The sequence below is a fragment of the Streptomyces sp. NPDC056361 genome, from assembly GCF_042262805.1.
GTDB lineage: Bacteria > Actinomycetota > Actinomycetes > Streptomycetales > Streptomycetaceae > Streptomyces.
This window is the reverse complement of the sequence record NZ_JBHJQI010000065.1, coordinates 1-25,723: the sequence shown is the minus strand read 5'-3', so window position 1 is coordinate 25,723 and position 25,723 is coordinate 1. Positions and strand designations below refer to the sequence as shown.

Sequence of the window (25,723 nt, the reverse complement as noted above, 5' to 3'; positions counted from 1 at the left end):
CCGGCCATTCAGACGCGCTTGCGACGCTCACGCAATGAAGCGCTCCGTGTCCAGCCTCCCCAAAGGGAGGCTTCCCGGCCCCACGGCCCGCTCCGACGCGCCCGACCACCCCTTTGCGCGGAAGAATGGGCCCATGAGCCAGCAGCCCGCCGAGGTCCCGGTCCAGCCCTCCGCCAAGCAGTCCGCCCCGCCGTCGCTCGGTCCCATAGCCGCGCACCGCCCGCTCGTGGTCAACGCGAGCGCCGTGGAAGAGCTGGACCACGGCCTGGACGCCGATCCCGACACGTACGAGGACGACGGCAGCCTGGGGGACGCGCTCCCCCAGGGACGCTTCCTCGACCGGGAGCGCAGCTGGCTCGCGTTCAACGAGCGGGTGCTCGAACTCGCCGAGGACCCGACGACGCCCCTCCTCGAACGGGCGAACTTCCTGGCGATCTTCGCGTCGAACCTCGACGAGTTCTTCATGGTCCGCGTCGCCGGCCTGAAGCGCCGCATCGCCACCGGCGTCGCCACCCGTTCGGCCTCCGGCCTCCAGCCCCGCGAAGTCCTCGACCTGATCTGGACGCGCTCGCGCGAACTCATGGCCCGGCACGCGGCCTGCTACCAGCAGGACGTGGCCCCGGCCCTGGCCGACGAGGGCATCCACCTGATCCGCTGGCCCGAACTCACCGAGAAGGAGCAGGCACGGCTCTTCACCCTGTTCCGGCAGCAGATCTTCCCCGTGCTCACCCCGCTGGCCGTGGACCCGGCGCACCCCTTCCCGTACATCTCGGGCCTGAGCCTCAACCTCGCCGTGGTCGTCCGCAACCCGGTCAGCGGCCACCGCCACTTCGCGCGCGTGAAGGTGCCGCCGCTGCTGTCCCGCTTCCTGGAGGCCTCGCCGCAGCGGTACGTGCCCCTGGAGGACGTCATCGCGGCGCACCTGGAGGAGCTGTTCCCCGGCATGGAGGTGCTCGCGCACCACATGTTCCGGGTGACGCGGAACGAGGACCTGGAGGTCGAGGAGGACGACGCCGAGAACCTGCTCCAGGCGCTGGAGAAGGAGCTCATGCGGCGCCGCTTCGGGCCGCCGGTGCGCCTGGAGGTCGAGGAGTCCATCGACCCGTACGTCCTCGACCTGCTCGTCCGCGAGCTGAAGATCTCCGACGCCGAGGTCTACCCGCTGCCCGGCCCGCTCGACCTCACCGGACTCTTCGGGATCGCCGGCCAGGACCGGCCCGAGCTCAAGTACCCGAAGTTCGTCGCCGGCACCCACCGGGACCTCGCCGAGGTCGAATCCGCCTCCGCGCCCGACATCTTCGCGGCGCTGCGCGAGCGGGACGTGCTCCTGCACCACCCGTACGACAGCTTCTCCACCTCCGTCCAGGCCTTCCTGGAGCAGGCGGCCGCCGACCCGGACGTCCTCGCGATCAAGCAGACGCTGTACCGCACCTCCGGCGACTCCCCGATAGTCGACGCCCTGATCGACGCCGCCGAGTCCGGCAAGCAGGTCCTCGTCCTCGTCGAGATCAAGGCCCGCTTCGACGAGCAGGCCAACATCAAGTGGGCGCGCAAGCTGGAGGAGGCCGGCTGCCACGTCGTGTACGGCCTCGTCGGCCTGAAGACCCACTGCAAGCTGTCGCTCGTCGTACGCCAGGAAGGCGAACTCCTCCGCCGGTACTCGCACGTCGGCACCGGCAACTACCACCCCAAGACCGCCCGCCTGTACGAGGACCTCGGCCTGCTCACCGCCGACCCGCAGGTCGGCGCGGACCTGTCCGACCTGTTCAACCGGCTCTCCGGCTACTCCCGCCGCGAGACCTACCGGCGCCTCCTCACCGCCCCCAAGTCGCTGCGGGACGGCCTGGTCTCCCGCATCACCAAGGAGATCGCCCACCACCGCGCCGGCCGGCCCGCGTACGTGCGGATCAAGGTCAACTCGATGGTCGACGAGGCCGTCATCGACGCCTGCTACCAGGCCTCCCGGGCCGGCGTCCCCGTCGACATCTGGGTCCGCGGCATCTGCGCCGTACGGCCCGGCGTCACGGGCCTCTCGGAGAACATCCGGGTCCGCTCGATCCTCGGCCGCTTCCTGGAGCACTCCCGGGTCTTCGCCTTCGGCAACGGCGGCGAACCCGAGGTCTGGTTCGGCAGCGCCGACATGATGCACCGCAACCTGGACCGCCGCATCGAGGCGCTCGTCCGGGTCACCGACCCGGCCCACCGGGCCGCACTCACCCGGCTCCTGGAGACCGGGATGTCCGACACCACCTCCTCCTGGCACCTCGGCCCCGACGGGAACTGGACGCGCCACGCGACCGACCCCGAGGGCCGCCCCCTGCGGCACGTCCAGGAGATGCTCATCGACGCGCGGAGGCGCCGGCGTGCACAACCCTGACCACTCGGCGGACATCACGGCGGGCGAGGTCCTCGCTCCCTACCTGCACGCGCGGGCCGCGGACTTCCTCCGCGGCCTGCGCCTGCACCACGAGAGCGGCTCCGACACCGCCGGAGCAGAGGAGGCGGCCCGCACCCTCCGCGGTGCCGCCCGCCGCATCAGCGGCACCCTCCACACCTTCCGTCCCCTCCTCGACCCCACCTGGGCCGATCAGCTCCGCACCGAACTCGCCTGGCTCTCCGGCACCCTCGCCCTCGAACACGCCTGCACCTCCCGCCTCGTCCGCCTCGTCGACGCCCTCTCCCGCCTGTCGAACGGAACGGGCGGCGGGGGGCACGGAACGGCCCCGACGACCAGGACGGGCCCGGGCGGTACGGCTTCGGGCGCGGCCGGCACGGGGAACTCCGCCGGTACGGCCACGGGCGACGCGCCCGGCACCCGAGTCGGCGCATCCGGCACCGAGAGCGGCACGCCCGGCACCCAGCCCGACGCGTCCGGCTCCCAGGTCGGCGCGCCCGGCAGCCAGAACGGCGCGTCCGGCTCCCCGGGTGGCCGGTCGGCCGTGCCCGCCGCCCGCGGGAGCGAGGCGCACGGGCTCTCCGTGGGTGCCGCCCGCGCCGGCGCCCTGCTGGACCGGCAGCTGACCCTGGCCCGTACGCGCGCCCACTCGGCCGCCCTGCAGGCGCTGGGCTCCGCACGGTTCCACGCCGTCGCCGACGCCCTCGCGCTGCTCGCCTCCGAGGTGCCCCTCGGACCGTTGGGCGCGGCACCCGCCGTCGAGATCCTGGACGGCCCCGCCGAGGTCGCGGAACGGCGCCTCTTCGACGCGGTGGCGGCGCTGCCCCTGACCCGGGCGGCCCACCCGTACAACGCCGAGGCGCTCGGTCTCGGCGCCGGGGAGACGCAGGACGCGCCCTGGCACCAGACCCGGCTCCTGCTGCGCCTGCACCGGTACGCCACCGAGGCCCTGCACACCGGCGGCGAACCCGACTCCGCCCTGTACGAGGCCGCCCGCGCCCTCGACCGGCACCGCGACGCCGCCGAAGCGGCCACCGCCGCCGCCACGGCGGCCCGCACCCCCCGGATCGCTCCGGCCACCGCGTACGCCCTCGGCGTCCTCCACGCCGACCAGCGCCACGAGGTCGAAGCCGCCCGCTTCGCCTTCCAGCACGCCTGGCGCCGCACCACCGCACCCGTCCCATGACCACCGCCCCCGACCCCCCGCCCGTCCTCGCCGCGGGCTGCGTCCTCTGGCGCCCGGCCCCATCCGGCCACGGCATCGAGATCGCCCTCGTCCACCGGCCCAAGTACGACGACTGGTCCCACCCGAAGGGCAAGCGCAAGCGCGGCGAATCGGCGCGGGCCTGCGCCCTCCGCGAGGTCCTCGAGGAGACCGGCCGGCACTGCGAGCTCGGCCCCCGCCTCCCCACGGCCCACTACACGGTCGCCGGCCGCCCCAAGCACGTCATCTACTGGTCCGCCCGCGCCCTCTCCGGCACCTTCACCCCCAACCCCGAGGTCGACGTCCTCCTCTGGCTCCCCCCGCCCGCCGCCCGCCTCCGCCTCACCCAACCCCGCGACCGCGCCCTCCTGGACGCCGCCCTCACCACCCCCCACCCCTGACGGGCCGCGCGAGCCCGTGGCGCCGCCGCCCGGTCGAGGGCCCCGCACCCGGGCTTACGGCACGGTTCACTTCCCGTTCACTCTCCCCCGTCGACCGCTTCACCTGTTCTGCCTAATTTCGGGCTTACACGGTGCACGAAGCAGTACGCCGCACCGATCAACCGACACACGCCGCCGTAGAACGTTCGGGACACACGGTCCGCGACAGGGCGGCTTCTGGAAGGAACACCCGAAAGTGAAGCTTTCGCGCAAGAACGGGCTTCGCGCCTCCGCGATCGGTGCCCTCGTCGTCTCCGGTGCGCTCGTCCTCTCGGCGTGTGGTTCGGACAACAACTCGGACGCGCCCACGAAGGACGGCTCCTCCAAGACCACCGCGGCCGCGTCGAACATCGCCTGTGACGGCGCCAAGGGCCAGCTCCTGGCCGCCGGATCCAGCGCGCAGAAGAACGCCATGGACCTGTGGGTCAAGAACTTCCAGGCCGCGTGCTCGGGCGTCGAGGTCAACTACCAGGCGATCGGTTCCGGCGGCGGCATCACCAAGTTCAACCAGGGCCAGGTCACCTTCGCGGGTTCCGACTCCGCCCTGAAGGACGAAGAGGTCGCCGAGTCGCAGAAGATCTGCAAGGGCGGCAAGGGCATCAACCTTCCGATGGTCGGCGGCCCCATCGCCATCGGCTACAAGCTGGAAGGCGTGGACAACCTCGTCCTGGACGCCCCCACCCTCGCCAAGATCTTCGACACGAAGATCACCAAGTGGAACGACCCGGCGATCGCCAAGCTGAACCCGGGCGCGAAGCTTCCCGACACCACCATCCAGGCCTTCCACCGCTCGGACGAGTCGGGCACCACCCAGAACCTGGGCAAGTACCTGTCGGCCACCGCGAAGGCGGACTGGAAGTACGACCCGAAGACCAAGTCGTGGCCCGCCCCGGGTGGCCAGGCCGCCAACGGCTCCTCCGGTGTCGCCACCGCGGTCAAGGACGCCGAGGGCTCCATCGGCTACTTCGAGCTCTCGTACGCCACGGCGAACAAGATCTCCACGGTCAGCATCAACACGGGTGCCGCCGCTCCGGTCGCCGCGACCACGGAGAACGCCTCGAAGGCCATCGCCGCCGCCAAGGTCAAGGGCACCGGCAGCGACCTGGCCCTCTCCCTCGACTACACGACCAAGGCCGACGGCGCGTACCCGCTCACCCTGGTCACGTACGAGATCGCCTGCGACAAGGGCAACAAGCCGGAGACCCTGGCGACCCTGAAGGCGTTCCTCACCTACACGTCCGGCGAGGAGGGCCAGAAGGTCCTCTCCGAGGCCGGCTACGCCCCGCTCCCGGCCGAGATCGCGGCCAAGGTCCGCGCGATCGTCCCCACCCTGTCCTGACCCCCGGCCGGGTCCGGCCCCCCTCGTCCCGAAGGCTCACGCCCGAAGGACCGGAGCGGGGGGCCGGCCCGGCATCCGGTGCACCGCCGCCAGGAGCCCGCACAAGCCGTACGGGCGCCGCAGACCGGAGAAGCAGATGGCTACCAGCACACCAGACATACAGAGGAGCCGACGCGCCAAGAACGCGTCCCGCCCCGGGGACCGCATCTTCAGCGGCCTGTCCCGAGGTTCCGGCATCACCCTCCTCGTGATCATGGCCGCGATCGCGGTCTTCCTCACCTACCGCGCCGTCCTCGCCATCTCGAAGGACAGCACGAACTTCTTCACCACCTTCGAGTGGAACCCGGCCGCGAACCCGCCGGTCTTCGGCATCGCCGTCCTCGCGTTCGGCACGGTCGTCTCGTCGGTCATCGCGATGCTCATCGCCGTGCCCGTCGCGATCGGGATCGCCCTCTTCATCTCGCACTACGCCCCGCGCAAGCTGGCCAAGCCGCTCGCGTACGTCGTCGACCTGCTCGCCGCCGTGCCCAGCATCATCTACGGCCTGTGGGGCGCGATCTTCCTGGTCCCGTACCTGGACGGCCTGAACCAGTGGCTCGACCAGTACATGGGCTGGACGTACATCTTCGACAAGTCCAGTGACGGCGTCGCCCGCAACCTCTTCACCGTGGGCATCCTGCTGGCGATCATGATCCTTCCGATCATCACCAACGTCACCCGCGAGGTCTTCCTCCAGGTCCCCCGGATGCACGAGGAAGCCGCCCTCGCCCTCGGCGCCACGCGCTGGGAGGTCATCCGCATGTCGGTGCTGCCCTTCGGCCGCTCCGGCATCATCTCCGCCTCCATGCTGGGCCTCGGCCGCGCGCTCGGCGAGACCATGGCCGTCGCCGTGGTCCTCTCCCCCAGCTTCCTCATCTCGGGCCACCTGCTCGACCCGGGCGGCGGCACGTTCGCGCAGAACATCGCCGCCAAGTTCAACGAGGCCAACGAGTTCGGCCGGGACGCCCTCATCGCGTCCGGTCTCGTCCTCTTCGCCATCACCCTGCTGGTCAACGGCGCCGCCCGCTGGATCATCGGCCGCCGCAAGGAGTACTCGGGGGCCGCGGCATGAGCCACGCCATACAGGAACGTCCGGTCCAGGCGGCCCCGCGCCGGCCTCTCTCCCACGCCCGGCTCCCCCGCTGGACCCCGGCCGCCATCGCCGTCGGCTCGATCGCCGGAGGCATCGGCATCGGCCTCGGCGCCGGCTGGCACAGCAAGGTCCAGTGGGGCCTGATCGCCGCGCTGCTCTTCGTCCTCCTCACCTTCGGCGTGACCACCAAGGTCGAGGGCAGCCGCCAGGCCAAGGACCGTGTCGCCACCAGCCTGATCTGGGTCTCGTTCGTCCTCGCCGTCGTCCCGCTGCTCTCCCTCGCGTGGGTCACGATCAGCAAGGGCATGGACGTCCTCGACGGCTACTTCCTGAGCCACTCGATGAACGGCGTCCTCGACGCCGAGGCCGGCGGCGGCGTCTACCACGCGCTGCTCGGCACCATCGAGCAGGTCGGCATCGCGACCCTGATCGCCGCGCCGATCGGCCTGCTGACCGCGGTCTACCTCGTCGAGTACGGGGGCGGGAAGCTCGCCCAGGCCGTCACCTTCTTCGTCGACGTCATGACGGGCATCCCGTCGATCGTCGCCGGCCTCTTCATCCTGGCCACCTGGAACCTGATGCTGGGATTCGGTCCCTCCGGTTTCGCCGGCGCGATGGCCCTCGCCATCCTGATGATGCCGGTCGTGGTCCGCTCCACCGAGGAGATGCTCAAGCTCGTCCCGAACGAGCTCCGCGAGGCCTCCCTCGCCCTCGGCATCCCCAAGTGGCGCACCATCCTGAAGGTGGTCCTGCCCACCGCGATCGGCGGCATCACCACGGGCGTCATGCTCGCGGTCGCCCGCATCACCGGTGAGACGGCTCCGATCCTGCTCCTCGTGTTCGGTACGAAGCTCATCAACCCGAACCCCTTCGAAGGCGCCCAGTCCTCCCTGCCGCTCTACGTGTACGAGCAGTACGCGGTCGGCACCGACGCCGCCGTGGCCCGCGCCTGGGCCGCCGCGCTCGTCCTGATCGCCTTCGTCATGATCCTCAACCTGGTGGCCCGCGGCATCGCCCGCTGGAAGGCCCCGAAGACCGGCCGCTGACCGCGGCAATAGGAAGTGATTCACATGGCCAAGCGCATCGACGTCAGCGGCCTCTCCGCCTACTACGGCGCCCACAAGGCGATCGACGACATCTCGATGACCGTCGAGCCCCGCTCCGTGACGGCCTTCATCGGCCCGTCCGGCTGCGGCAAGTCCACCTTCCTGCGCACCCTGAACCGCATGCACGAGGTCACCCCCGGTGGCCGCGTCGAGGGCAAGGTGATGCTGGACGACGAGAACCTGTACGGGACGAACGTCGACCCGGTCGCCGTCCGCCGCACGGTCGGCATGGTCTTCCAGCGCCCCAACCCCTTCCCCACCATGTCGATCTTCGACAACGTGGCGGCGGGCCTGCGGCTCAACGGCAGCTACAAGAAGTCCCAGCTGAACGACATCGTCGAGCGGTCCCTCAAGGGCGCCAACCTCTGGAACGAGGTGAAGGACCGCCTGAACAAGCCGGGCTCCGGCCTCTCCGGCGGTCAGCAGCAGCGTCTGTGCATCGCCCGCGCCATCGCCGTCGAGCCGGACGTCCTGCTCATGGACGAGCCCTGCTCCGCCCTCGACCCGATCTCCACCCTCGCCATCGAGGACCTGATCGGCGAGCTGAAGGAGCGCTTCACGATCGTCATCGTGACGCACAACATGCAGCAGGCCGCCCGCGTCTCGGACCGCACCGCCTTCTTCAACCTGGCGGCGGTCGGCCAGCCCGGCAAGCTGATCGAGCTGGACGACACCGAGCGCATCTTCTCCAACCCGAGCGTCCAGGCGACCGAGGACTACATCTCCGGCCGCTTCGGATAAACACGTCTGCGGTGCTGCATGGCGGTGCCACCGCATGACGAAGGGCCCGGCTCCCCACAAGGGAAGCCGGGCCCGACCATTTCCCGCACCCTGCCGTCAGCCGAAGAACAGCCGCACCACGTAGTAGCTCGCCGCGGCGACCAGCGCCGCGGCCGGCATGGTGATGAACCAGCCCAGGATGATGTTCTTGGCGACGCCCCAGCGCACCGCGTTGACGCGCTTCGTGGCGCCGACGCCCATGATCGCGGAGGTGATGACGTGGGTCGTCGAGATCGGCGCGTGGAAGAGGAACGCCGAGCCGAACATGATCGACGCGCCGGTGGTCTCCGCCGCGAAGCCCTGCGGCGGGTCCAGCTCGATGATCTTGCGGCCGAGCGTCCGCATGATGCGCCAGCCACCCGCGTACGTACCGAGCGAGAGCATCACGGCACAGGCGATCTTCACCCACACCGGGATGTCGTCGCCGGCCTGCTGCACATCGGCGATGACCAGCGCCATCACCACGATGCCCATGGTCTTCTGCGCGTCCTGCAGACCGTGGCCGAGGGCCATGCCGGCCGCCGACACCGTCTGCGCGATGCGGAAGCCGCGCTTGGCCTTGTGCGGGTTGGACTTGCGGAACATCCACAGGATCACGCACATGACCAGGTAACCGACGACGAGGCCGACCACCGGGGAGATGAACATCGGGATGACGACCTTGTCGAGGACGCCTCCCCAGATCACCTCGGTGCCACCGGCCAGCGCCGCGCCCACCATGCCGCCGAAGAGGGCGTGCGAGGAGGAGGACGGCAGGCCGAAGTACCAGGTGACGAGGTTCCAGATGATCGCGCCGACGAGCGCGGCGAAGAGGATGCCCATCCCCTTGTCGCCGGTCGGGGTCTCGATGAGCCCCTCGCTGACGGTCTTGGCGACCCCGCTGCCCATGAAGGCACCGGCGAGGTTCATGACCGCCGCCATCGCGAGCGCGGCCCGGGGGGTCAGCGCCCGGGTCGACACCGAGGTGGCGATGGCGTTGGCGGAGTCGTGGAAGCCGTTCGTATACGTGAAGCCGAGCGCGACACCGATGGTCACGATCAGGGCGAAGGTGTCCACGAAGCTCAGGACTCCTTGACCGCGATGGTCTCCACCGTGTTGGCCACGTGCTCGAACGCGTCGGCCGCCTCTTCCAGCACGTCGACGACCTGCTTCAGCTTCAGCACCTCGATGGCGTCGTACTTGCCGTTGAAGAGGTGGGCGAGCAGCTTGCGGTGGATCTGGTCGGCCTGGTTCTCCAGCCGGTTGACCTCGATCCAGTACTCCGTGAGGTTGTCCATCGTCCGCAGGTTCGGCATCGCCTCGGCGGTCAGCTCGGCCGCGCGGGCCAGGACCTCGATCTGCTGCTCGACACCCTTGGGGAGCTCTTCGATGTTGTAGAGGACGACCAGGTCGACGGCCTCTTCCATGAAGTCCATGATGTCGTCGAGGGACGACGCGAGGGAGTAGATGTCCTCACGGTCGAACGGCGTGATGAAAGAGGAGTTCAGCTGGTGGAAGATCGCGTGGGTGGCGTCGTCGCCGGCGTGCTCCGCTGCCCGCATCCGCTCCGCGATCTCGGCCCGGGCGGAAGGCTCCGCTCCGAGCAGTTCCATCAGGAGCTTGGAGCCCGTGACGATGTTGTCCGCGGACGCGGCGAACATGTCGTAGAAGCTCGTCTCCCTGGGGGTCAGACGAAATCGCACGTGAGGTCCTCGGGGTGCTGGGTTTCGGTCAGGCTGATGCTAGGCGCATCATCCGGCCACGGCTAACCGGCGTCCTCTCAGTGTCGCCCATCAGGCACAGTGAACTGCACGTGCCCCCGCCCGGAACGGCGGGGATCGGTACCATATACCCACGAGGGGTATACACCCCCTTTCTGGACAACGGGAGGACGCGATGACGACCACCGAGACGGACCAGGTCACCCCCGACACCGTCGAGACGGTCGAACCGGCCGACCACGGGCACGGCGTGCACGGATACCACAAGCAGAAGGACGAGCACCTCAAGCGGCTCCGCCGGATCGAGGGCCAGATCCGCGGCCTCCAGCGGATGGTCGACGAGGACGTCTACTGCATCGACATACTCACGCAGGTGTCGGCGTCGACGAAGGCGCTCCAGTCCTTCGCGCTCCAGCTCCTCGAGGAGCACCTGCGGCACTGCGTCGCGGACGCGGCGGCCTCCGGCTCGGGCATCGACGAGAAGGTCGAGGAGGCCACGAAGGCCATCGCCCGCATGCTCCGCACCTGACCCGGCCGGCGCACGGGCCGCAATCGGCCCGGCCGGCGCGGGTGCCGCAGCCGACCCGGTCGCCCCGAGGGCCGCACCCGCCCTGGTCGCCCCGAGGGCCGCACCCGCTCCGACCGGCGCAGGTGCCATGCCCGACCCGACCGGCCCGGGTGCCGTGCCCACCCCGACCGGCGCGGGCACCGCGGGGCCGTACCCCAGGGGGATCCCGTACGGCCCGGCCGCCGGATTCCCTCTGTACGGCCCGGTCGTCACAGGTCCCGCGCGGCCCGCTCGGCCGCCACGCGCAGGACCTCGTCGATCCGGTCGGCGCTGAGCCGCTCCCCGTCGGCGGCGGCCGACGCCGCGATGATCAGGTCGCCGCACAGTTCGATCTCGGCGAGGGCGACGCAGTCCGGGTCTGCGGGCACGGTTGCTGTACCGGGCGGGGCCACGCGCATCCACCTCTTCCTGCCGGCGTCGGTCTCCCAGCGGTCTCCCAGCGTAGGGACGGGGCGACGCACCGCGCATGACACGTCCGGACCATTTGCCGATGGTCCGCACCATCACCCGGCCAGGTCAGGCCTCGATCTTCCCGGCGTAGATGTGCCGCCGGTCCGGCAGCGTCACTTCGACGGGCGCCCCGAACCCGTACAGCAGCGTCGTCGACGCGACGGCGACCGTGCGGCCCTGGTTGCTGAAGCTGAACTGGTGGCGCACCTTCCGCAACCGCCCCTCCCGGTCCAGGTAGGCGTCGAACGGCACCGTGTCCTTGGCGAACCCTTTCGCCGCCGCGGCGAGCGCCCCGCGCAGCTGCGGCGAGGCCGCCCGGGCCGCGTGGGCGATGTCGGCGACGCCCCGATAGTGGCCGACTTTCACCCCCGCCAGTTCGACCTCGCCGAGGTACGTGACCTCCAGGGCGCCCCGCAGCAGCTCGGCCGCCGCGCCGGGGTCGGTGGCGCCGCCGGTGACGAGGTTCCCGTCGTCGAGGGTGGTGGTGTCGACGCGGACCCACTTGTCGGCGGGCACGCCGGCGCCCCGGTTCTTCATGTAGAGCGCGCCGGGGGTGAGGAGCTCGGTGATCGGCCGGTGCTCGCTCGCGCCGGCCGCGTCCTTCGGCAGCACCACCTGGAGCCGGCCGGTGCGGCGCCGGAAGTCGTAGCCGCCCTCGCCCCGGATGGTGACCCGGGTGCCGCCGGACGCCATCTCCATCGAGGTGCTCGCCTTCGAGGTGCCGGCCCGCACCAGCCCGTCGGCCGCGTTCCGCACGGTGAGGACGGGGTCGCCCACGGGCTTGGGGTCCTCGGGGGCCGTGCACCCGGAGACCGCCGCGGCTCCGGTGAGGGAGCCGACCAGGACGGCGGTGACGGCGAACGCCCCGCTCCTCCGGCCCCGCGGACTCCCGTACGGCTGCACCACCATGTCCTGCCAACCCCCAACGCCTCACCGCTGTTTGCCCGGGACCCGCCCGCCCCCGGCCCCGCGGGCCAGGGGGACACCCGATCCCCATAACGACGGTCGGGGCGTGCCGTCACGCGCAGTACGGTGGAGGTGTGCACGCGCAGGCATCGGCCCACACCACCACGACGACGGAGCGCGGCTCGTTCGCGCTGGCACGCTGCAGCTGCGGCTGGACGGGCCCGGCCCGCAGATCTCGGGACCGCGCCCGCACCGACGCCGCGGAACACGCCCGTACGAACGACTAGAGCCCGGCCCGGACGCGTCCGGATCGGGCTCTCGTGGGGGGCTCAGGCCGCGAGGTCGTTCTGGTCGGTGCCGCCGGCGGCCGGGCCGCCGAGCCGGGGCTCGGGGATGCCGAACGTCTCGGGGCGGCGCGCGCCGCCGGCCCGCCGGGATCGGACGAGCCGGGCGCCGGTGGCGGAGCGGGCGACCGCGGAGACGACCGGGGTCAGCAGGGCCAGCGCCGGCGGGGCGAGGAGCAGGGCCACGGCCGTGCCGAGGGCGAAGCCGCCGATGACGTCGGTCGGGTAGTGGACGCCCATGTAGACCCGGGCGAAGCCCTCGGCGAGGGCGAGGGCGATGGCGGCGAGGCCGAAGCCCCGGTGGGCGACGAAGAGGCCGACGGCGAGGGCCATCGCCAGGGTGGCGTGGTCGCTGACGAACGAGAAGTCCGTCTTCCCGTCCACCAGGACCTCCAGGCCCTGGTGGTCCTTGAAGGGTCTGGGGCGCTCGACGAAGCCGCGGATGGGGATGTTGACGAGGAGGGCGACGCCGGCGGCCAGCGGGGCCCAGACCAGCGCGGTGACGGCCGCGACGGAGTCGGTGGGGGTGCCGCGCCGGCGGACGCTCCACCAGCACCACAGCACCACGAGGACCATCCCGAGCACGATCCCGTACTCGCCGACGAATTCCATGACGCGGTCGAACCACGGCGGAGCGGCCTTGGCCAGTCCGTTGATGTCGTAGAGCAGGCTGACATCGGGGTTCGAACCGTCCGATGCGAGTACAGCCATCTGCTGCGGCCCCTTGCTCTCGTGTCTGTCGTCCAACCCCCGTGGTCAGAGTGGTCGGATCGGGGAACGAACCGCCTGAGGCGTACGTTCCGCTCGCTCCGGTGGATCATGAGGACGTTACCTAAGAGAGACGGTTCTCCGCAGCTCAGGGCCAGTGCATGACGGAGAGTTCCGGCCATGCCCCATACGCCCGAAGGAGCCCGGAAGCCGCCCGGCGGCCCCTCTGACCCCGTTACGTCTGGGGAAGATGGGTCGGCAGCGCCGCCGCGCCCTCCGCGGTGACCCGGGTGGCGCCGAAGTAGTCCGGGGTGTCGATCCGGTCGAAGCGGATCACCGCCCCGGTGCGCGGCGCGTCGATCATGTACCCGCCGCCGACGTAGATGCCGACGTGCCGGATGGCCCGCGAGTTGGTCAGGTCGTCCGAGAAGAAGACCAGGTCCCCCGGGAGCAGTTCCTCCCGCGAGGGGTGCGGACCGGCGTTGTACTGGTCGTTGGCGACGCGCGGCAGCCGGATCCCGACGCTCTCGTACGCGGCCTGGGTGAGCCCGGAGCAGTCGAACCGCCCGTTCTGCGCGGCCGTGCCCGTACCGCCCCACAGGTACGGCGTGCCGAGCTTCCCCTGCGCGTAGTGGATCGCCCCCGCGGCCAGCCGGGACGGATCGACCCGCCCGACGGGCCGGGCGAAGCTCTTCTCCAGGGACCGGATGATCCGCACGTAGTTCCGGGTCTCGCTGATCGGCGGCACCCCGCCGTGCTTGATGACCCGGTACGCGCCCGCGTTGTACGCGGCCAGCATGTTGTTCGCCGGGTCCCCCGGCACGTCCTTCACGTAGCCGGCGAGTTCGCAGTCGTACGAGGCCGCCGACGGGATCGCGTCCTTCGGGTCCCAGATGTCCCGGTCCCCGTCCCCGTCCCCGTCGACGCCGTGGCCGGCCCAGGTGCCGGGGATGAACTGCGCGATGCCCCGGGCGTCGGCGGAGGACACGGCCCGCGGGTTCCAGCCGCTCTCCTGGTAGAGCTGCGCGGCGAGCAGGGCCGGGTTGATGGCCGGGCAGAGATTGCCCCAGCGCTGCACGAGCCCCTGGTAGAGCGCGGGCACGGACCCCTTGGCCAGCGCCACGGTGCCGTTCGCCGAACTGCCCGCCCCACCGGCGATGCCTGCCGCCGCCGAGTACGTACCGACGACGAGCAGTACGAGGAAACCGAGGCAGACGCCGAGGCTCCCGCCGGCGACCAGCCACGCCTTGCCAGCCCTACGCACCGTCAACCACCCCTCGGTTCATGGCAGTACGCCCCGGCAGCCCAGTCTAGGCGGCGAGGGCCCTCCTGGGGACGTTGCGCGACACCCCGGTCACGCGCCGAACGCGTTCGACCGCCGCGGCCCACTGGAACGAACGCTCTAACCACCTCGCCGCGGCACGACCTACCCTCGCCCCCATGCAGACCAGCAGCACCCGCGACCGCATCGTCGTCGCCGCCTCGCGCCTGATCCGGCGTCAGGGCTACACCGGCACCGGCGTCAAGCAGATCGCGAAGGAGGCGGACGCCACCCTCGGCTCCGTCTACCACTTCTTCCCCGGCGGGAAGGAAGCCGTCGCCGTCGCGGCCCTCGCCCACGGCCGCGAGTCCTTCGCCGCCCTCCTGCGCTCGGCCCTCGACGGCGAGGACGACCCCGCCGCCGCCGTCGACGCCTGCGCCCGCCTGCTGGCCCGCGAACTCCGCGCCTCCGACTGGACCGACGGCTGCCCCGTCACCGCCGCCGCCCTGGAGACCCTCGGCTCCGTCAACCCCATCCAACGGGCCTGCGCCGACGCCCTCTACTCCTGGCGCAACCTCGTCGCCGACAAACTCCTCGACTGCGGACTCCCCGACCCCGAGGCCCGCGACCTCGCCGCCACCGTCGTCCACACCCTCGAAGGCGCCCAGGCCACCGCCCAGGCCACCCGCACCGAGGAACCCCTGCTCCTGGCGGGCCGTCACCTCTCCCGGCTGGTCGCCTCCTACACCTGACGCCGCCCCAAGAGTGCAACAACGACAATCATTGCCCGGAGTCACCCTCCGTGATACACAGAGTGACCATACGCTTCTTCGCATGAGAAACCGGCCACACCACCGCAGGTCAAGACGGTCAGATCGGTCAAGTGTGCGGGGATCGGGTAAAGAGAGCCGCCAAGCCGTCACACGTGAGCGGTTTCATCAGCGAAGATAGGGCGATGACCCATGCCGTCCGGCAGGGGCAGATAACTACCCAACAGGGGCGGTGAGTTACATGTACCTGGCGGCCGAAAAGGGCGACATCACCACCATCATCGGTGGAATCGCCCCGAACTGGGGACCTTTCGGGAGCCTGGGCAACGAGGCCAAGGTGATGATCGAGGTCGTGATGGCCGTGGCCATCCTGCTCTGCCTCGGCATCGCCATCTGGGGAGCGGCCAAGCAGCGCATCGGCGCGACCGCACTCCGCGACACGTTCAGCGCGGAACAGGGCAAGGGCCTCATCGTCGCCGGCCTCACCGGCGTCTTCATCATCGGATCACTCGGCACGCTGTTCACCATCGTGTACGGGATGGCCGTCTGATCTCCCGTCGGACCCCATCCATCCGAGGCCACCTGATGTCGCGTTCCCCGATGCCCAGTCATGTTGCAGCACTGCCGTACCCGCGAACGAACGAGGGGGCGTACCCGGCATGAGTCCCGGCGACGAGCACGACAGCTTCGGCGGCGTGGGCGGCTCGGGCCAGACCCGGACCCGCCTGCCCGAGGGCAACAGCGGCGACGTCTACGGCGGCGCCCGCCGCCCCGTCCGCAGCTCCCGCTCCCTCATCACGGTCGTGGGCGTGGTGGTCGTCCTCGTCGCCGCCATCGCCTTCGCCAACCGCGGCGGCGGCGCCCCCGCCGACGCCGCCGACCCCCGCTCCCACACCCCCGCCGACACCGCCCCCACCTCCGCCACCGGCACCCGCCCCGTCACCGGCCGAACCGGCCCCATCCCCACCGGCTACGCCCACGACGACCAGGGCGCCCAAAGCGCGGCGACGAACTACGCGGTGGCGCTGGGGTCGGTCGAGATGTTCCAGGACGGCCCGCGCGAGGACATCGTGCGCGCCATCCACGACCCCGCCGTCGTCGACGACCTGCTGAAGCGCCTCGACGCCTCCTACTCGTCCAGCCTCATGACCGGCATCGGACTCGACGAGAACGGCACCGCCCCCTCCGGCATGACCTTCGTGTCCCGCACCATCCCGGTCGGCGCCAAGGTCCTCGACTACAAGGAGACCTCGGCGACGGTCGAGGTCTGGTGCATCGGACTGGGCGGACTGGCCGGCGCGGGCTCGACCAAGCCCGTCACCTCCACCTGGTTCACCATCACGGAAAAGCTCAAATGGGTCGGGGGAGACTGGCGCGTGGAGTCCACGAGCCAGCGCGAGGGACCCACACCGGTCAACGGTGACAACCGGGCCTCGACCGCCGACGAGATCGCCAAGGCAGTCGAGGGATACGGAGGGTTCACCTATGCCCGTTAGCCGAAGTCTGGCAGCGCGCAAGTCGACCGCGGCCATCGCCGCCTTCCTCGGTGCGCCCTTCCTGTTCGCCCCGACCGCCCAGGCGGCCCCCACGCCCACCCCGTCGCCGAGCACCGGCACGGGCAACCCGGACTGCGCCCTCCTGACGGGACAGGCCAGACAGCTCTGCGAGATGAGCCAGTCCGGCGGCGGAACCGGCTCCTCCCCCGTGACCGACCCCACCACTGCGGTCGACCCGCTCTCCTCGCTCGCCCGCGGCTGCGCCGAAGCCGCTGTCGCCACCATCGACTTCCTCTCGAAGGCGGTGAAGGAAACCGCCGACGTCGACTTCACCAACATGCAGTTCCTCGGCCGCTACGCCATCGTCTTCGCCGCCGCGACCTTCCTCACACTGCTCCTGTGGCTGCTCGCCGTGGCGAAGCGGGCCGTGCGGGGCGTGCCGCTGACCGTCGCGCTGTCGGAGGCGATCGGGTTCCTGTGGCTGACGGTCCTCGCCTCGGCGTTCACCCCGCTGATCCTGTACACGGTGGTGAACGCCACCGACGCGGTCACGGAGGTCATCGCGTCCGGCACGGGCCAGCAGACCGACGTGTTCTTCGGCAGCTTCAAGCAGGCCCTGCAGAAGGGCGACAGCATCGGCGGCGGCCCGATCATGCTGATCATCGTGTCGCTGGTGACCGTCCTCGCCGCCGGCGTGCTGTACCTGGAGCTGTTCCTCCGCGCCGTGATGCTGTACGTCGGCGCGCTCCTCGGCGTCGTCGTGTACTCGGGCCTCGTCGACAAGAACATGTGGGGCCACGTCCGCCGCTGGGCGGGCATCATGATCGCGGTGATCCTGGTCAAGCCGATCATCGTGATCGTCCTCGGTCTGGCCGGGGCGCTCTCCTCCGGCACCGGCCCCGACTCGTTCTCCGCCGTCGTCTCCGGCCTGGCGATCATCCTGCTCGCCATCTTCGCCTCCGCGATGATCTACCGTTTCGTCCCCGGTTTCGGCGACGAGATCGCCGCGTCCCGCAACAACCGCCTCCACCGCGCGGGCGAGAACGCGGCCGCCGCCGTCATCTCCTCCCCCGCCTCCCTCGTCTCCCAGGGCATCAAGACGCACAGCACCCGCGACAGCGGCGGCGGCCAGGGCGGCTCCCAGGCGGCCCGCCCCGCCAATCCGGTGTCGGGCGGCATGGCGGCCCACAGCAGCCGCGGCGGGAGCGGCGGCGCGACACCACCGCCGGCACCCCGTAGCAGCAGTCCCACCGCGGGTACCCCGCACAGCAACCGCAAGAACTCTGGAGGTGCAGGGCGTTGACGACCCAGTCCCAGCCGGTCGCGCCCCGCCGCACGTATCTCGTCGGCCGTGCCCGGCCGAACGCGATCGTCGGCAAGAACCGCGAGACCGGCGAGATCGCCCTGATCATCGTCGGCGCCTTCCTCGGCATGATGAGCGGACTCCTCGTCCCCCTCCTCCCCCTCCGCATCGCGCTGCTCGCCGGCCTGCCGATGATCGCGATCGCCGCCGTGTACCTCCCGTACAAGCACCGCACGTTCTACAAGTGGTTCGAGATCAACCGCAGTTACAAGCGGATGCTGAAGCGCGGCACGGCCTACCGCTCCGTCGTCGTCGAGGCCGGCACCCGCCTGGACGGCCGCGAGGTCGAGGTCGGCCCGCCGCCCGGCATCGGCCGGGTCGGCTGGCTCGCGGCCCCCTTCGGCCCGGACGAGATCGCCGTCCTGCTGCACGCCGACCGCCGTACGGTCACGGCCGCCATCGAGATCGAGGGCCCGGGCGTCGGCCTGCGCGACAGCGAGGACCAGGAGGCCCTGGTCGACCGGTTCGGCACCCTCCTGAAGCACGTGGCCAACGGCGACGGCTTCGTGACCCGGCTGCAGATGCTGGCCCGCACCCTGCCCGCCGACCCCGACGCGCACGCCAAGGACGTCGGCCAGCGCGGCGACCCGCACGCGCCCGCGTGGCTGATGGAGTCGTACGAGCAGCTCCAGTCGATGGTCTCCACCTCCAGCGAGCAGCACCGCGCCTACCTCGTCGCCTGCATGCACTACACGCGCGAACTCGCCGCCGAGGCCAACGCCATGGCCCGCGCCGCCCGGCACGCCTCCGGCGCCCGCAAGCTGGACCGCGACGCCGGCCTCGCCGTCGTCATGGCCCGCGAGCTCACCGACATCTGCGCCCGCCTCGCCGAGGCCGACATCCGCGTGCGCCAGCCCCTCGGCCAGTCCCGGCTCGCGTCCCTGGTGCACTCCATGTACGACCCGGACCACCCGATCGACCACATCCAGGCCATGACGAAACGAAACGCTTGGCCGGCCGAACTCGACGCGATGGAACCGACGTACCTCCAGGCCAAGACCCGCGAGTCCTCCACCCGCGCCCCCTGGTGCCACGCCACGGCCTGGGTGAAGGAGTGGCCGATGACCCCGGTCGGCGTCAACTTCCTCGCCCCGCTCCTCGTCCACACCCCGGACGTCATCCGCACGGTCGCCGTGACCATGGACCTGGAGCCCACCGAGGTCGCCATCGAGCGCATGCTCACCGAGAAGACCAACGACGAGGCGGACGCCAGCCGCGCCGCGAAGATGAACCGCACGGTCGACCCGCGCGACATCGCCGCCCACGGCCGACTCGACCAGCGGGGTGAAGATCTCGCCAGCGGCGCTGCGGGAGTGAACCTGGTCGGGTACATCACGGTGTCGTCGCGTTCGCCCGAGGCCCTCGCCCGGGACAAGCGCACGATCAGGGCCTCCGCCGGCAAGTCGTACCTGAAGCTGGAGTGGTGCGACCGCGAGCACCACCGGGCCTTTGTGAACACCTTGCCGTTCGCGACCGGCATCCGCCGCTAGGGCCGAAGGGGCACAGACCCATGCGAGATCCGCTGTCCGTCCTCACCGACGCCTTCACCTCCTTCGTCTTCGGCAAGGTGGAGACGACCCGCCTGCCCGTCCGCACCTCCACCGGGCAGGCCCAGGCCGTCTACCTGCCGACGGCCGCCCCCGGCCTCGGCGACTCCGGCGTCATCATCGGCCGCGAGGTGTACAGCGGGAAGGGCTACATCTACGACCCGTTCCAGCTGTACGGGCAGCAGCTCCCCGCCCCGCACTGGCTGGTCCTCGGCGAGTCCGGCAACGGCAAGTCGGCCCTGGAGAAGACGTACGTGCTCCGCCAGCTCCGCTTCAGGGACCGGCAGGTCGTCGTGCTCGACGCCCAGGGCGAGGACGGCGTCGGCGAATGGAACCTCATCGCGCAGGAGCTGGGGATAACTCCCATCCGGCTCGACCCGATGGTCGCCAACGACTCCGGCATCCGCCTCAACCCCCTCGACCCGTCCATCACCACGACCGGCCAGCTCGCCCTGCTCCGGACGATCATCGAGGTGGCGATGGGCCACGGCCTCGACGAGCGCTCCGGCTTCGCGCTCAAGGTCGCCCACGCCTACGTCACCGAGCACAAGACCGACCGGCAGCCGATCCTCACCGACATCGTCGAGCAGCTCCGCCACCCCAAGGCCGAATCGGCCGAGGCGATGAACGTCGACATAGACGACGTACGGGCCTGGGGCCTGGACGTCGCCCTCGTCCTCGACCGCCTCGTCGACGGCGACCTCCGCGGCATGTTCGACGGCCCGACGACCGTCGGCATCGACCTCGACGCGCCGCTGATCGTCTTCGACCTGTCCCACATCGACCGCAACTCCATCGCCATGCCGATCCTCATGGCGATCGTCGGCGTCTGGCTGGAGCACACCTGGATCCGGCCCGACCGGAAGAAGCGCATCTTCCTCGTCGAGGAGGCCTGGCACATCATCAACAGCCCCTTCGTGGCCCAGCTGTTCCAGCGCCTCCTGAAGTTCGGCCGCCGTCTCGGCCTGTCCTTCGTCGCCGTCGTCCACCACCTCTCCGACGTCGTCGACGGAGCGGCCGCCAAGGAGGCAGCGGCGATCCTCAAGATGGCCTCCACCCGGACCATCTACGCCCAGAAGGCCGACGAGGCACGCAACACGGGACGGGTCCTCGGCCTGCCCCGCTGGGCGGTGGAGATCATCCCGACCCTCACCCCCGGCATCGCCGTCTGGGACGTCAACGGCAACGTGCAGGTGGTCAAACACCTCGTCACCGAGCGGGAACGCCCCCTCGTCTACACCGACCGCGCCATGACCGAGGCCTCGGACCCGGTCGCCGACCCGGAACTGGAGTGGGAGACGGAGCAGCGCGCCGTCCTCGTCGAGCAGCAGATGAACGGCTCCTCGCAGTCGACGGTGGCGTAGATGGACACGGCGCGGAAGGGCGGAGGAGTCTCCGACGGGCTGCTGCTCAGCCTCTTCGGTCTCCTCCTCTGCCTCACCGTCCTGGTGTGGACGGCGACCGGCCTCTCCGGCCTCTTCGCGCACGGCGCCTGGCCGCAGGGGGTCGCCTTCACCGGCACCCCCTCGGCCCTCCGCTCCCTCGCGACCGCCCCCACCGACCTCCCCGCGGCCTGGCCCGCCACCCCACCGGGCCAGCTCTCGGGGTACGGCCTCTTCTGGGGCCTCCTCATCGGCGAGGCCATGATCCTCCTGGTCCTCGCCGTCTTCGCCCTCGGCACCCTCACCCGCTGGCGCGCCGTCCGCGCCCACCGCAAGGCGGGCACGTACGACCGCCCCGCCCCCCGCAAGCCCGCACACGAAACCCCGGAGCCCGTGCAGCCCCCGGCCCCCCGCCGCCCGGCGGAGGAGGCCCCCAGGGAGCCGGCGGCCCTCCCGGCACCACTGCCCCCGACCCCGGTGCCGCCGCAGGCACCGTCACAGGCCCAGACGCAGCCCCCAAGCCCCGCCCCGGCTCCCACGGCGCTCACGGCGCTCACGGAGCTCACGAAACTCACGGCCCCCGCCACTCCCACGGGCACCCCCCGCACCGTCTACGGCCCCCCGGAGGCCCGCCGTCCCGCCGCCGTCCAAGCGATCAGGGACGCCGAGGGCCCGGTGCTCGTCGTCACCTCGGATCCCGAGGTCTGGGCGGCGACGAAGGACGCACGCGGGAAGCTCGGGCCGGTGCTGGTGCACGACACGGGCCATGTGTGCGACACGCCGGCGAGGCTCCACTGGTCGCCGTCCGAGCGGTGCGAGGACCCGGCGGTCGCCCAGGAGCGGGCCGTCGCCCTGCTGGCGCCCGTACGCCCGCACTCCCGCCTGGACGCGGCCACCGCCGACACCGCCGAAACGCTCCTGCGGTGCTGGCTGCACGCCGCGGCCGTCGACGGCCGCCCGTTCCGGCAGGTCCTGCGCTGGGCCCAGGGCGCGGGCGCCCACGAGCCGGTACGGATCCTGCGCAGCCACCCCAAGGCCGCGTCCGGGCACGCGGGCCTGCTGGAGTCCGCGCTCACCGCCCACCCGGAAAGCCGGCGCCTGGCACAGGAACTGACGGCCCGTGCGCTGGCGGCGCTCTCCGCGGTCCACATCCGGGAGGCCTGCACACCGAATCGAACGGATTCGCTGGCGCTCGCATCTTTCGTCGCCGAAGGGGGCACCCTCTACGTGGTGGGAGAGGCGATCGAGGACCCCCGCACCCACCCCGGCGCGATGCCGCTCCTCACGGCACTCGCCGCAAGCGTGGTCGAGCACGGCCGCCGCATGGCCGCACGGTCATCCGACGGTCGGCTCGACCCACCAATGACCCTCGTCCTCGACGACGTCGCCGCCGTGGCCCCGCTCCCCCGCCTCCCGGAGCTCCTCGCCATCGGGCACACCCAGGGCCTCCCGACCCTGGCCCTGATGCGCTCCCCCGAACAGGCCAGGTCCCGCTGGCCGGAGGACTCCCTCAGCCGCTGAGACCGACCGGCCCACTGCCCGGCCCACCGGCCGACCTGCTGACCGGCCCGCTGCCCGGACCAAGCCCCCCCCCCGCCGCAGCAGGGGCCTACTCCGCCGGACGCAGCAGCTCGTACTCCAGCTCGTGCGCGTCCTCCGCGCCGTGCAGCGCGACCCGGACGCCGGTGTCCGCGAACCCGAGCCGCCGGTACGCCGCCTGGGCCCGGACGTTCTCCCCGTGGACGTACAGCCGCACCCGCCCGGTCCGCTGCTCCAGCGACCAGGACCACTCCGCCGCCGCCTCGAACAGCGCGTCGATCACCCCGGAGCCGCGCGCCTCGTCCCGAACGAACACGCCGACGACATGGGTCTGCTCGATCTCCGGGACGTCACCGAAGAACGTCTCCTTGCCGGCCCGCTCCACGAGCACCGACACCGTGCCCAGCCACCGCCCGTCCGGCGCCTCCGCGACGAACTGGCGCACACCACCGGGCCCGTCCTCCGACGCGCCCTCCGTCCGCTCCTGCCAGAAGGAGTCGGGCCGCGCGACGGCGTCCTCGTAGGTGTCGAGGAACGCGAGGTGCGCGATCGGGTCCCGCAACGCCGAGAGCCGCAGCTCCCGGGCCTTCTCCCACTCGTCGGAACGGATCACACGTATCGAAAAGTCCATGCGGAGCATCCTCGCCTGTCCCCACCCGACCGACAAGGAATTTCCTGGTCAGGGCCCCGCGTCGTACCCCGGTACTACACCCGCGCCCCGGCTCGCGCCCCCGGTCGGACGAAGGCGCCCCGCCCGCTCCCTACCGTCGGAAGCATGATCCGAGCAGAGAACCTCACGAAGCGGTACGGGAACACCACCGTCGTACGGGACCCCAGCTTCACAGTCCGCCCCGGCGACCGTCGTCCTCGACGAACCGGTCGACGGCCTCGACCCCGAGGGCGTGCTGTGGATCCGCAACCTCCTCAAGTCCCTGGCAGCCGAAGGCCGTACTTGCTCCTGTGGGCCGCCGCCGCACTCGCCGTGCCCGCGCTGTTGCCCAAGCGCCGGGACGTATGAGGATGATGACCGGGTGATCACGGAGGAGACACCGCAGCCGGCCGGCGCGACGGGTCCGAGCAGGCACGCTCAGCGTCTGGTCGCCCGGACCCGGGCCTTCGACACACGGCACCCCTGGCTCTGGGACGCGACGCTCACCACCTCGTGGACGGTGGCCGCGCTCGTCGACGCCGCCGGCGGCTGGCGGAACACCGCACGCGACCCGAACGTCCCGGTCTGGCTCGTGGTCACCCTGAGCCTGGCCCTCTCCGTGCCGCTCTACTGGCGCCGGCGCCACCCCATGGCCGTCCTGGCCGTGATGGCCTGCGCGGCACTCGTCAGCGACGCCACCGGGGCCTTCCTCCAGGCCACGTACCTCCAGATGCTCCCGCTGTTCCACATCGCACTGAGCCGCCCGCCCCGCGCCCTCCTCTGGTCCCTCGCCCTGGTCCTGCCCCCGCTCGTCACCGGCGCGGTCCGCTTCCCCTCCGAGACCTGGGAGCAGCGCGTCGTCCCCACCCTGTGGGCGTACGCGCTGGTCGCCCTCCTCGGCATCGCGGTCCGCTCCCGCAAGGACTACACCGCCGGCCTCGTCGACCGCGCCCGCCGCCTGGAGATCGAACGCGACCAGGAGGTCCGGCTCGCGGCGGCCGCCGAACGCACCCGCATCGCCCGCGAGATGCACGACATCATCGGCCACAACCTCTCGGTCATCACCGGCCTCGCGGACGGCGGCCGCTACTCCGTGGCGAAGAGCCCCGAACGCGCCGCCCAGGCCCTCGAAGCCATCGGTACGACCAGCCGCGAGGCCCTCGCCGAACTCCGCCGCCTCCTCGGCGTCCTCCGCGACGACGAGCAGGAAGCGGTCCGCGACCCCCAGCCGACCCTCGCCGACCTCGACGCCCTCGTCACCGGCGTACGCAAGGCAGGCCTCCCGGTCCTCCTGGACCTCCCCGACGCACCACCCGCCCGACCGCTCTCCCCCGGCGCCCAGCTCACGGTCTACCGGGTCGTCCAGGAAGCCCTCACCAACACCCTCAAACACGCCGGCGCGGGCGCGAAGGCGACGGTGACCCTCACGTACACCCCCGAGGAAGTACGCGCCGACGTCACCGACACCGGAACGGCCGCCGCGTCCGTCCCGGGCCAGGGCCAGGGCCTCGCCGGAATGCGCGAGCGCGCCGCCCTCTACGGCGGCACACTCGCCAGCGGCCCCCTGCCCACCGGCGGCTGGGCCGTCCGACTCCGACTCCCCCAGAAGGACTCCTCCTCGTGACGACCGTTCTCATCGCGGACGACCAGCCGATGCAGCGCTTCGGATTCCGCATGCTGCTGGAGAGCCAGGACGACATGACCGTCGTCGGCGAGGCCTCGAACGGCACCGAGGCCGTCCGCCTGGTCGACCGCCACCACCCCGACGTCGTCCTGATGGACATCCGCATGCCCGGGCTCGACGGCATCGAGGCCACCCGCCGCATCATCGCCACGGGCGCCCGCACCCGCATCCTGATCGTCACCACCTTCGACCTCGACGAGTACGCCTACGACGGCCTCCGCGCCGGCGCCAGCGGCTTCCTGGTCAAGGACGCCCAACCCGAGGAGCTCCTCGCCGGCGTCCGCGCGGTCGCGGTCGGCGACGCCGTCGTCGCCCCGAGCCTCACCCGCCGCCTCCTGGACGCCTACATCCACCACCTCCCGCCGTCCCCCACGGCAACCGGCACTCCCCGCCCCGAGGACCCCCGCCTCGCCACCCTCACCGACCGCGAACGCGAGATCCTCACCGTCATCGGCCAGGGCTGGACCAACACCGAGATCGCCGAGCGCCTCCACCTCGCCGAATCCACCGTCAAAACCCACGTCGGCCGCATCCTCGCCAAAACCGGCACCCGCGACCGCGTCCAAGCGGTGATCCTCGCCTACGACACCCAACTCGTCTCGCCGGCCTGAAAAAGCCCGAGCCCTGCACAGAAAGGCCCTCGGGCCCTTCCTGTCCATAAACGCAGAAAAGCCCCGCACCATGAGGTGCGGGGCTTTCCCACAATGATTGTTCGGCGGCGTCCTACTCTCCCACAGGGTCCCCCCTGCAGTACCATCGGCGCTGAAAGGCTTAGCTTCCGGGTTCGGAATGTAACCGGGCGTTTCCCTAACGCTATGACCACCGAAACTCTATGAAGTTGAACTCGACCGGCAAAGGGAGTTCATTGCTTCAGAACTAACACAGTGGACGCGAGCAACTGAGGACAAGCCCTCGGCCTATTAGTACCGGTCAGCTCCACCCATTACTGGGCTTCCACAT

Annotated in this window: 25 protein-coding genes and 1 rRNA gene; 18 read left to right on the top strand and 8 right to left on the bottom strand. The window is 71.2% G+C overall.

Annotated features, from left to right (window positions below; genetic code table 11):
• Nucleotides 1–133: 133 nt before the first annotated feature.
• The 7 genes from ACFCY7_RS21730 (at nucleotide 134) to pstB (ending at nucleotide 8,357) form a co-directional block, all read left to right on the top strand.
• Nucleotides 134–2,377, top strand: a complete 2,244-nt coding sequence (locus ACFCY7_RS21730) for an RNA degradosome polyphosphate kinase (RefSeq protein ID WP_376487465.1) — start codon at nucleotides 134–136, stop codon at nucleotides 2,375–2,377.
• Nucleotides 2,364–3,581 carry a CHAD domain-containing protein gene (locus ACFCY7_RS21725; RefSeq protein WP_376487464.1) on the top strand — a complete coding sequence of 406 codons (1,218 nt, stop codon included), beginning with the start codon at nucleotides 2,364–2,366 and terminating at the stop codon, nucleotides 3,579–3,581. Before ACFCY7_RS21730 ends, ACFCY7_RS21725 begins: the two co-directional genes overlap by 14 nt.
• Nucleotides 3,578–4,000 carry an NUDIX hydrolase gene (locus ACFCY7_RS21720; RefSeq protein ID WP_376487462.1) on the top strand — a complete coding sequence of 141 codons (423 nt, stop codon included), beginning with the start codon at nucleotides 3,578–3,580 and terminating at the stop codon, nucleotides 3,998–4,000. The genes ACFCY7_RS21725 and ACFCY7_RS21720 overlap by 4 nt, the downstream gene beginning before the upstream one ends.
• Nucleotides 4,001–4,235: 235 nt before the next feature.
• Entirely contained in the window at nucleotides 4,236–5,378 is a 1,143-nt protein-coding gene (gene pstS, locus ACFCY7_RS21715; RefSeq protein ID WP_376487461.1) for a phosphate ABC transporter substrate-binding protein PstS, read from the top strand.
• 136 nt (nucleotides 5,379–5,514) lie between these two features.
• Nucleotides 5,515–6,489, top strand: coding sequence for a phosphate ABC transporter permease subunit PstC (gene pstC, locus ACFCY7_RS21710; protein WP_376487459.1), 975 nt, complete (start codon nucleotides 5,515–5,517; stop codon nucleotides 6,487–6,489).
• The gene (gene pstA / locus ACFCY7_RS21705) at nucleotides 6,486–7,556 is read left to right on the top strand and encodes a phosphate ABC transporter permease PstA (RefSeq protein ID WP_376487456.1); all 1,071 of its coding nucleotides are present in this window, start codon (nucleotides 6,486–6,488) and stop codon (nucleotides 7,554–7,556) included. Before pstC ends, pstA begins: the two co-directional genes overlap by 4 nt.
• 24 nt (nucleotides 7,557–7,580) lie before the next feature.
• Nucleotides 7,581–8,357 (top strand): phosphate ABC transporter ATP-binding protein PstB, encoded by a 777-nt coding sequence (gene pstB / locus ACFCY7_RS21700; protein ID WP_376487454.1) that lies wholly within the window; start codon nucleotides 7,581–7,583, stop codon nucleotides 8,355–8,357.
• A 96-nt stretch (nucleotides 8,358–8,453) separates the two neighbouring features.
• Here pstB and ACFCY7_RS21695 read toward each other — a convergent pair whose 3' ends face one another.
• Nucleotides 8,454–9,452 carry an anion permease gene (locus ACFCY7_RS21695; RefSeq protein ID WP_376487451.1) on the bottom strand — a complete coding sequence of 333 codons (999 nt, stop codon included), beginning with the start codon at nucleotides 9,450–9,452 and terminating at the stop codon, nucleotides 8,454–8,456.
• A gap of 5 nt (nucleotides 9,453–9,457) precedes the next feature.
• Nucleotides 9,458–10,078 carry a DUF47 domain-containing protein gene (locus ACFCY7_RS21690; RefSeq protein WP_030495503.1) on the bottom strand — a complete coding sequence of 207 codons (621 nt, stop codon included), beginning with the start codon at nucleotides 10,076–10,078 and terminating at the stop codon, nucleotides 9,458–9,460.
• Nucleotides 10,079–10,271: 193 nt separating this feature from the next.
• Here ACFCY7_RS21690 and ACFCY7_RS21685 point away from each other — a divergent pair, with 193 nt between their 5' ends.
• The gene (locus tag ACFCY7_RS21685) at nucleotides 10,272–10,625 is read left to right on the top strand and encodes a metal-sensitive transcriptional regulator (RefSeq protein WP_376487449.1); all 354 of its coding nucleotides are present in this window, start codon (nucleotides 10,272–10,274) and stop codon (nucleotides 10,623–10,625) included.
• Between the two features lie 248 nt (nucleotides 10,626–10,873).
• On the opposite strand, the gene ACFCY7_RS21680 is transcribed toward ACFCY7_RS21685, so the two are convergent.
• A complete protein-coding gene (locus ACFCY7_RS21680) occupies nucleotides 10,874–11,062 on the bottom strand; it encodes a hypothetical protein (RefSeq protein WP_376487447.1) in 189 nt (62 codons plus the stop codon).
• Nucleotides 11,063–11,180: 118 nt separating this feature from the next.
• Nucleotides 11,181–12,023, bottom strand: a complete 843-nt coding sequence (locus tag ACFCY7_RS21675; RefSeq protein WP_376487446.1) for a hypothetical protein — start codon at nucleotides 12,021–12,023, stop codon at nucleotides 11,181–11,183.
• A gap of 131 nt (nucleotides 12,024–12,154) precedes the next feature.
• Here ACFCY7_RS21675 and ACFCY7_RS21670 point away from each other — a divergent pair, with 131 nt between their 5' ends.
• Nucleotides 12,155–12,307, top strand: a complete 153-nt coding sequence (locus tag ACFCY7_RS21670; RefSeq protein WP_376487445.1) for a hypothetical protein — start codon at nucleotides 12,155–12,157, stop codon at nucleotides 12,305–12,307.
• A 42-nt stretch (nucleotides 12,308–12,349) separates the two neighbouring features.
• Here the strand turns inward: ACFCY7_RS21670 and ACFCY7_RS21665 are convergent, their stop codons facing one another.
• Nucleotides 12,350–13,075, bottom strand: a complete 726-nt coding sequence (locus ACFCY7_RS21665) for a phosphatase PAP2 family protein (RefSeq protein WP_376487444.1) — start codon at nucleotides 13,073–13,075, stop codon at nucleotides 12,350–12,352.
• Between the two features lie 232 nt (nucleotides 13,076–13,307).
• On the bottom strand, nucleotides 13,308–14,336 hold the full coding sequence (locus tag ACFCY7_RS21660) for an NlpC/P60 family protein (RefSeq protein ID WP_376487443.1): 1,029 nt from the start codon (nucleotides 14,334–14,336) through the stop codon (nucleotides 13,308–13,310).
• A 176-nt stretch (nucleotides 14,337–14,512) separates the two neighbouring features.
• On the opposite strand from ACFCY7_RS21660, the gene ACFCY7_RS21655 reads away from it, so the two are divergent.
• The 7 genes from ACFCY7_RS21655 to ACFCY7_RS21625 all read left to right on the top strand — a co-directional run bounded on the left by ACFCY7_RS21655 (nucleotide 14,513) and on the right by ACFCY7_RS21625 (nucleotide 22,412).
• Nucleotides 14,513–15,085 carry a TetR/AcrR family transcriptional regulator gene (locus ACFCY7_RS21655; RefSeq protein ID WP_376487442.1) on the top strand — a complete coding sequence of 191 codons (573 nt, stop codon included), beginning with the start codon at nucleotides 14,513–14,515 and terminating at the stop codon, nucleotides 15,083–15,085.
• A 259-nt stretch (nucleotides 15,086–15,344) separates the two neighbouring features.
• Complete coding sequence (locus tag ACFCY7_RS21650; protein WP_024757447.1) at nucleotides 15,345–15,653, top strand: hypothetical protein; 309 nt, start codon at nucleotides 15,345–15,347, stop codon at nucleotides 15,651–15,653.
• 109 nt (nucleotides 15,654–15,762) lie between these two features.
• Nucleotides 15,763–16,599 (top strand): hypothetical protein, encoded by an 837-nt coding sequence (locus tag ACFCY7_RS21645; protein ID WP_376487441.1) that lies wholly within the window; start codon nucleotides 15,763–15,765, stop codon nucleotides 16,597–16,599.
• Entirely contained in the window at nucleotides 16,589–17,902 is a 1,314-nt protein-coding gene (locus ACFCY7_RS21640) for a hypothetical protein (protein WP_376487440.1), read from the top strand. The genes ACFCY7_RS21645 and ACFCY7_RS21640 overlap by 11 nt, the downstream gene beginning before the upstream one ends.
• Nucleotides 17,899–19,452 carry an SCO6880 family protein gene (locus tag ACFCY7_RS21635; protein ID WP_376487439.1) on the top strand — a complete coding sequence of 518 codons (1,554 nt, stop codon included), beginning with the start codon at nucleotides 17,899–17,901 and terminating at the stop codon, nucleotides 19,450–19,452. The genes ACFCY7_RS21640 and ACFCY7_RS21635 overlap by 4 nt, the downstream gene beginning before the upstream one ends.
• Before the next feature lie 20 nt (nucleotides 19,453–19,472).
• The gene (locus ACFCY7_RS21630) at nucleotides 19,473–20,873 is read left to right on the top strand and encodes an ATP-binding protein (protein ID WP_376487438.1); all 1,401 of its coding nucleotides are present in this window, start codon (nucleotides 19,473–19,475) and stop codon (nucleotides 20,871–20,873) included.
• Nucleotides 20,874–22,412, top strand: a complete 1,539-nt coding sequence (locus tag ACFCY7_RS21625) for a type VI secretion protein (protein WP_376487437.1) — start codon at nucleotides 20,874–20,876, stop codon at nucleotides 22,410–22,412.
• Between the two features lie 88 nt (nucleotides 22,413–22,500).
• Here the strand turns inward: ACFCY7_RS21625 and ACFCY7_RS21620 are convergent, their stop codons facing one another.
• Complete coding sequence (locus ACFCY7_RS21620; RefSeq protein ID WP_376487436.1) at nucleotides 22,501–23,061, bottom strand: GNAT family N-acetyltransferase; 561 nt, start codon at nucleotides 23,059–23,061, stop codon at nucleotides 22,501–22,503.
• Nucleotides 23,062–23,464: 403 nt separating this feature from the next.
• Between ACFCY7_RS21620 and ACFCY7_RS21615 the strand changes: the two genes are divergently transcribed.
• Nucleotides 23,465–24,703, top strand: coding sequence for a sensor histidine kinase (locus tag ACFCY7_RS21615; protein WP_376487500.1), 1,239 nt, complete (start codon nucleotides 23,465–23,467; stop codon nucleotides 24,701–24,703).
• Nucleotides 24,700–25,374, top strand: coding sequence for a response regulator (locus ACFCY7_RS21610; protein ID WP_376487435.1), 675 nt, complete (start codon nucleotides 24,700–24,702; stop codon nucleotides 25,372–25,374). The genes ACFCY7_RS21615 and ACFCY7_RS21610 overlap by 4 nt, the downstream gene beginning before the upstream one ends.
• Before the next feature lie 99 nt (nucleotides 25,375–25,473).
• On the opposite strand, the gene rrf is transcribed toward ACFCY7_RS21610, so the two are convergent.
• Nucleotides 25,474–25,590 (bottom strand): 5S ribosomal RNA (rrf, locus tag ACFCY7_RS21605).
• Nucleotides 25,591–25,723: the final 133 nt, after the last annotated feature.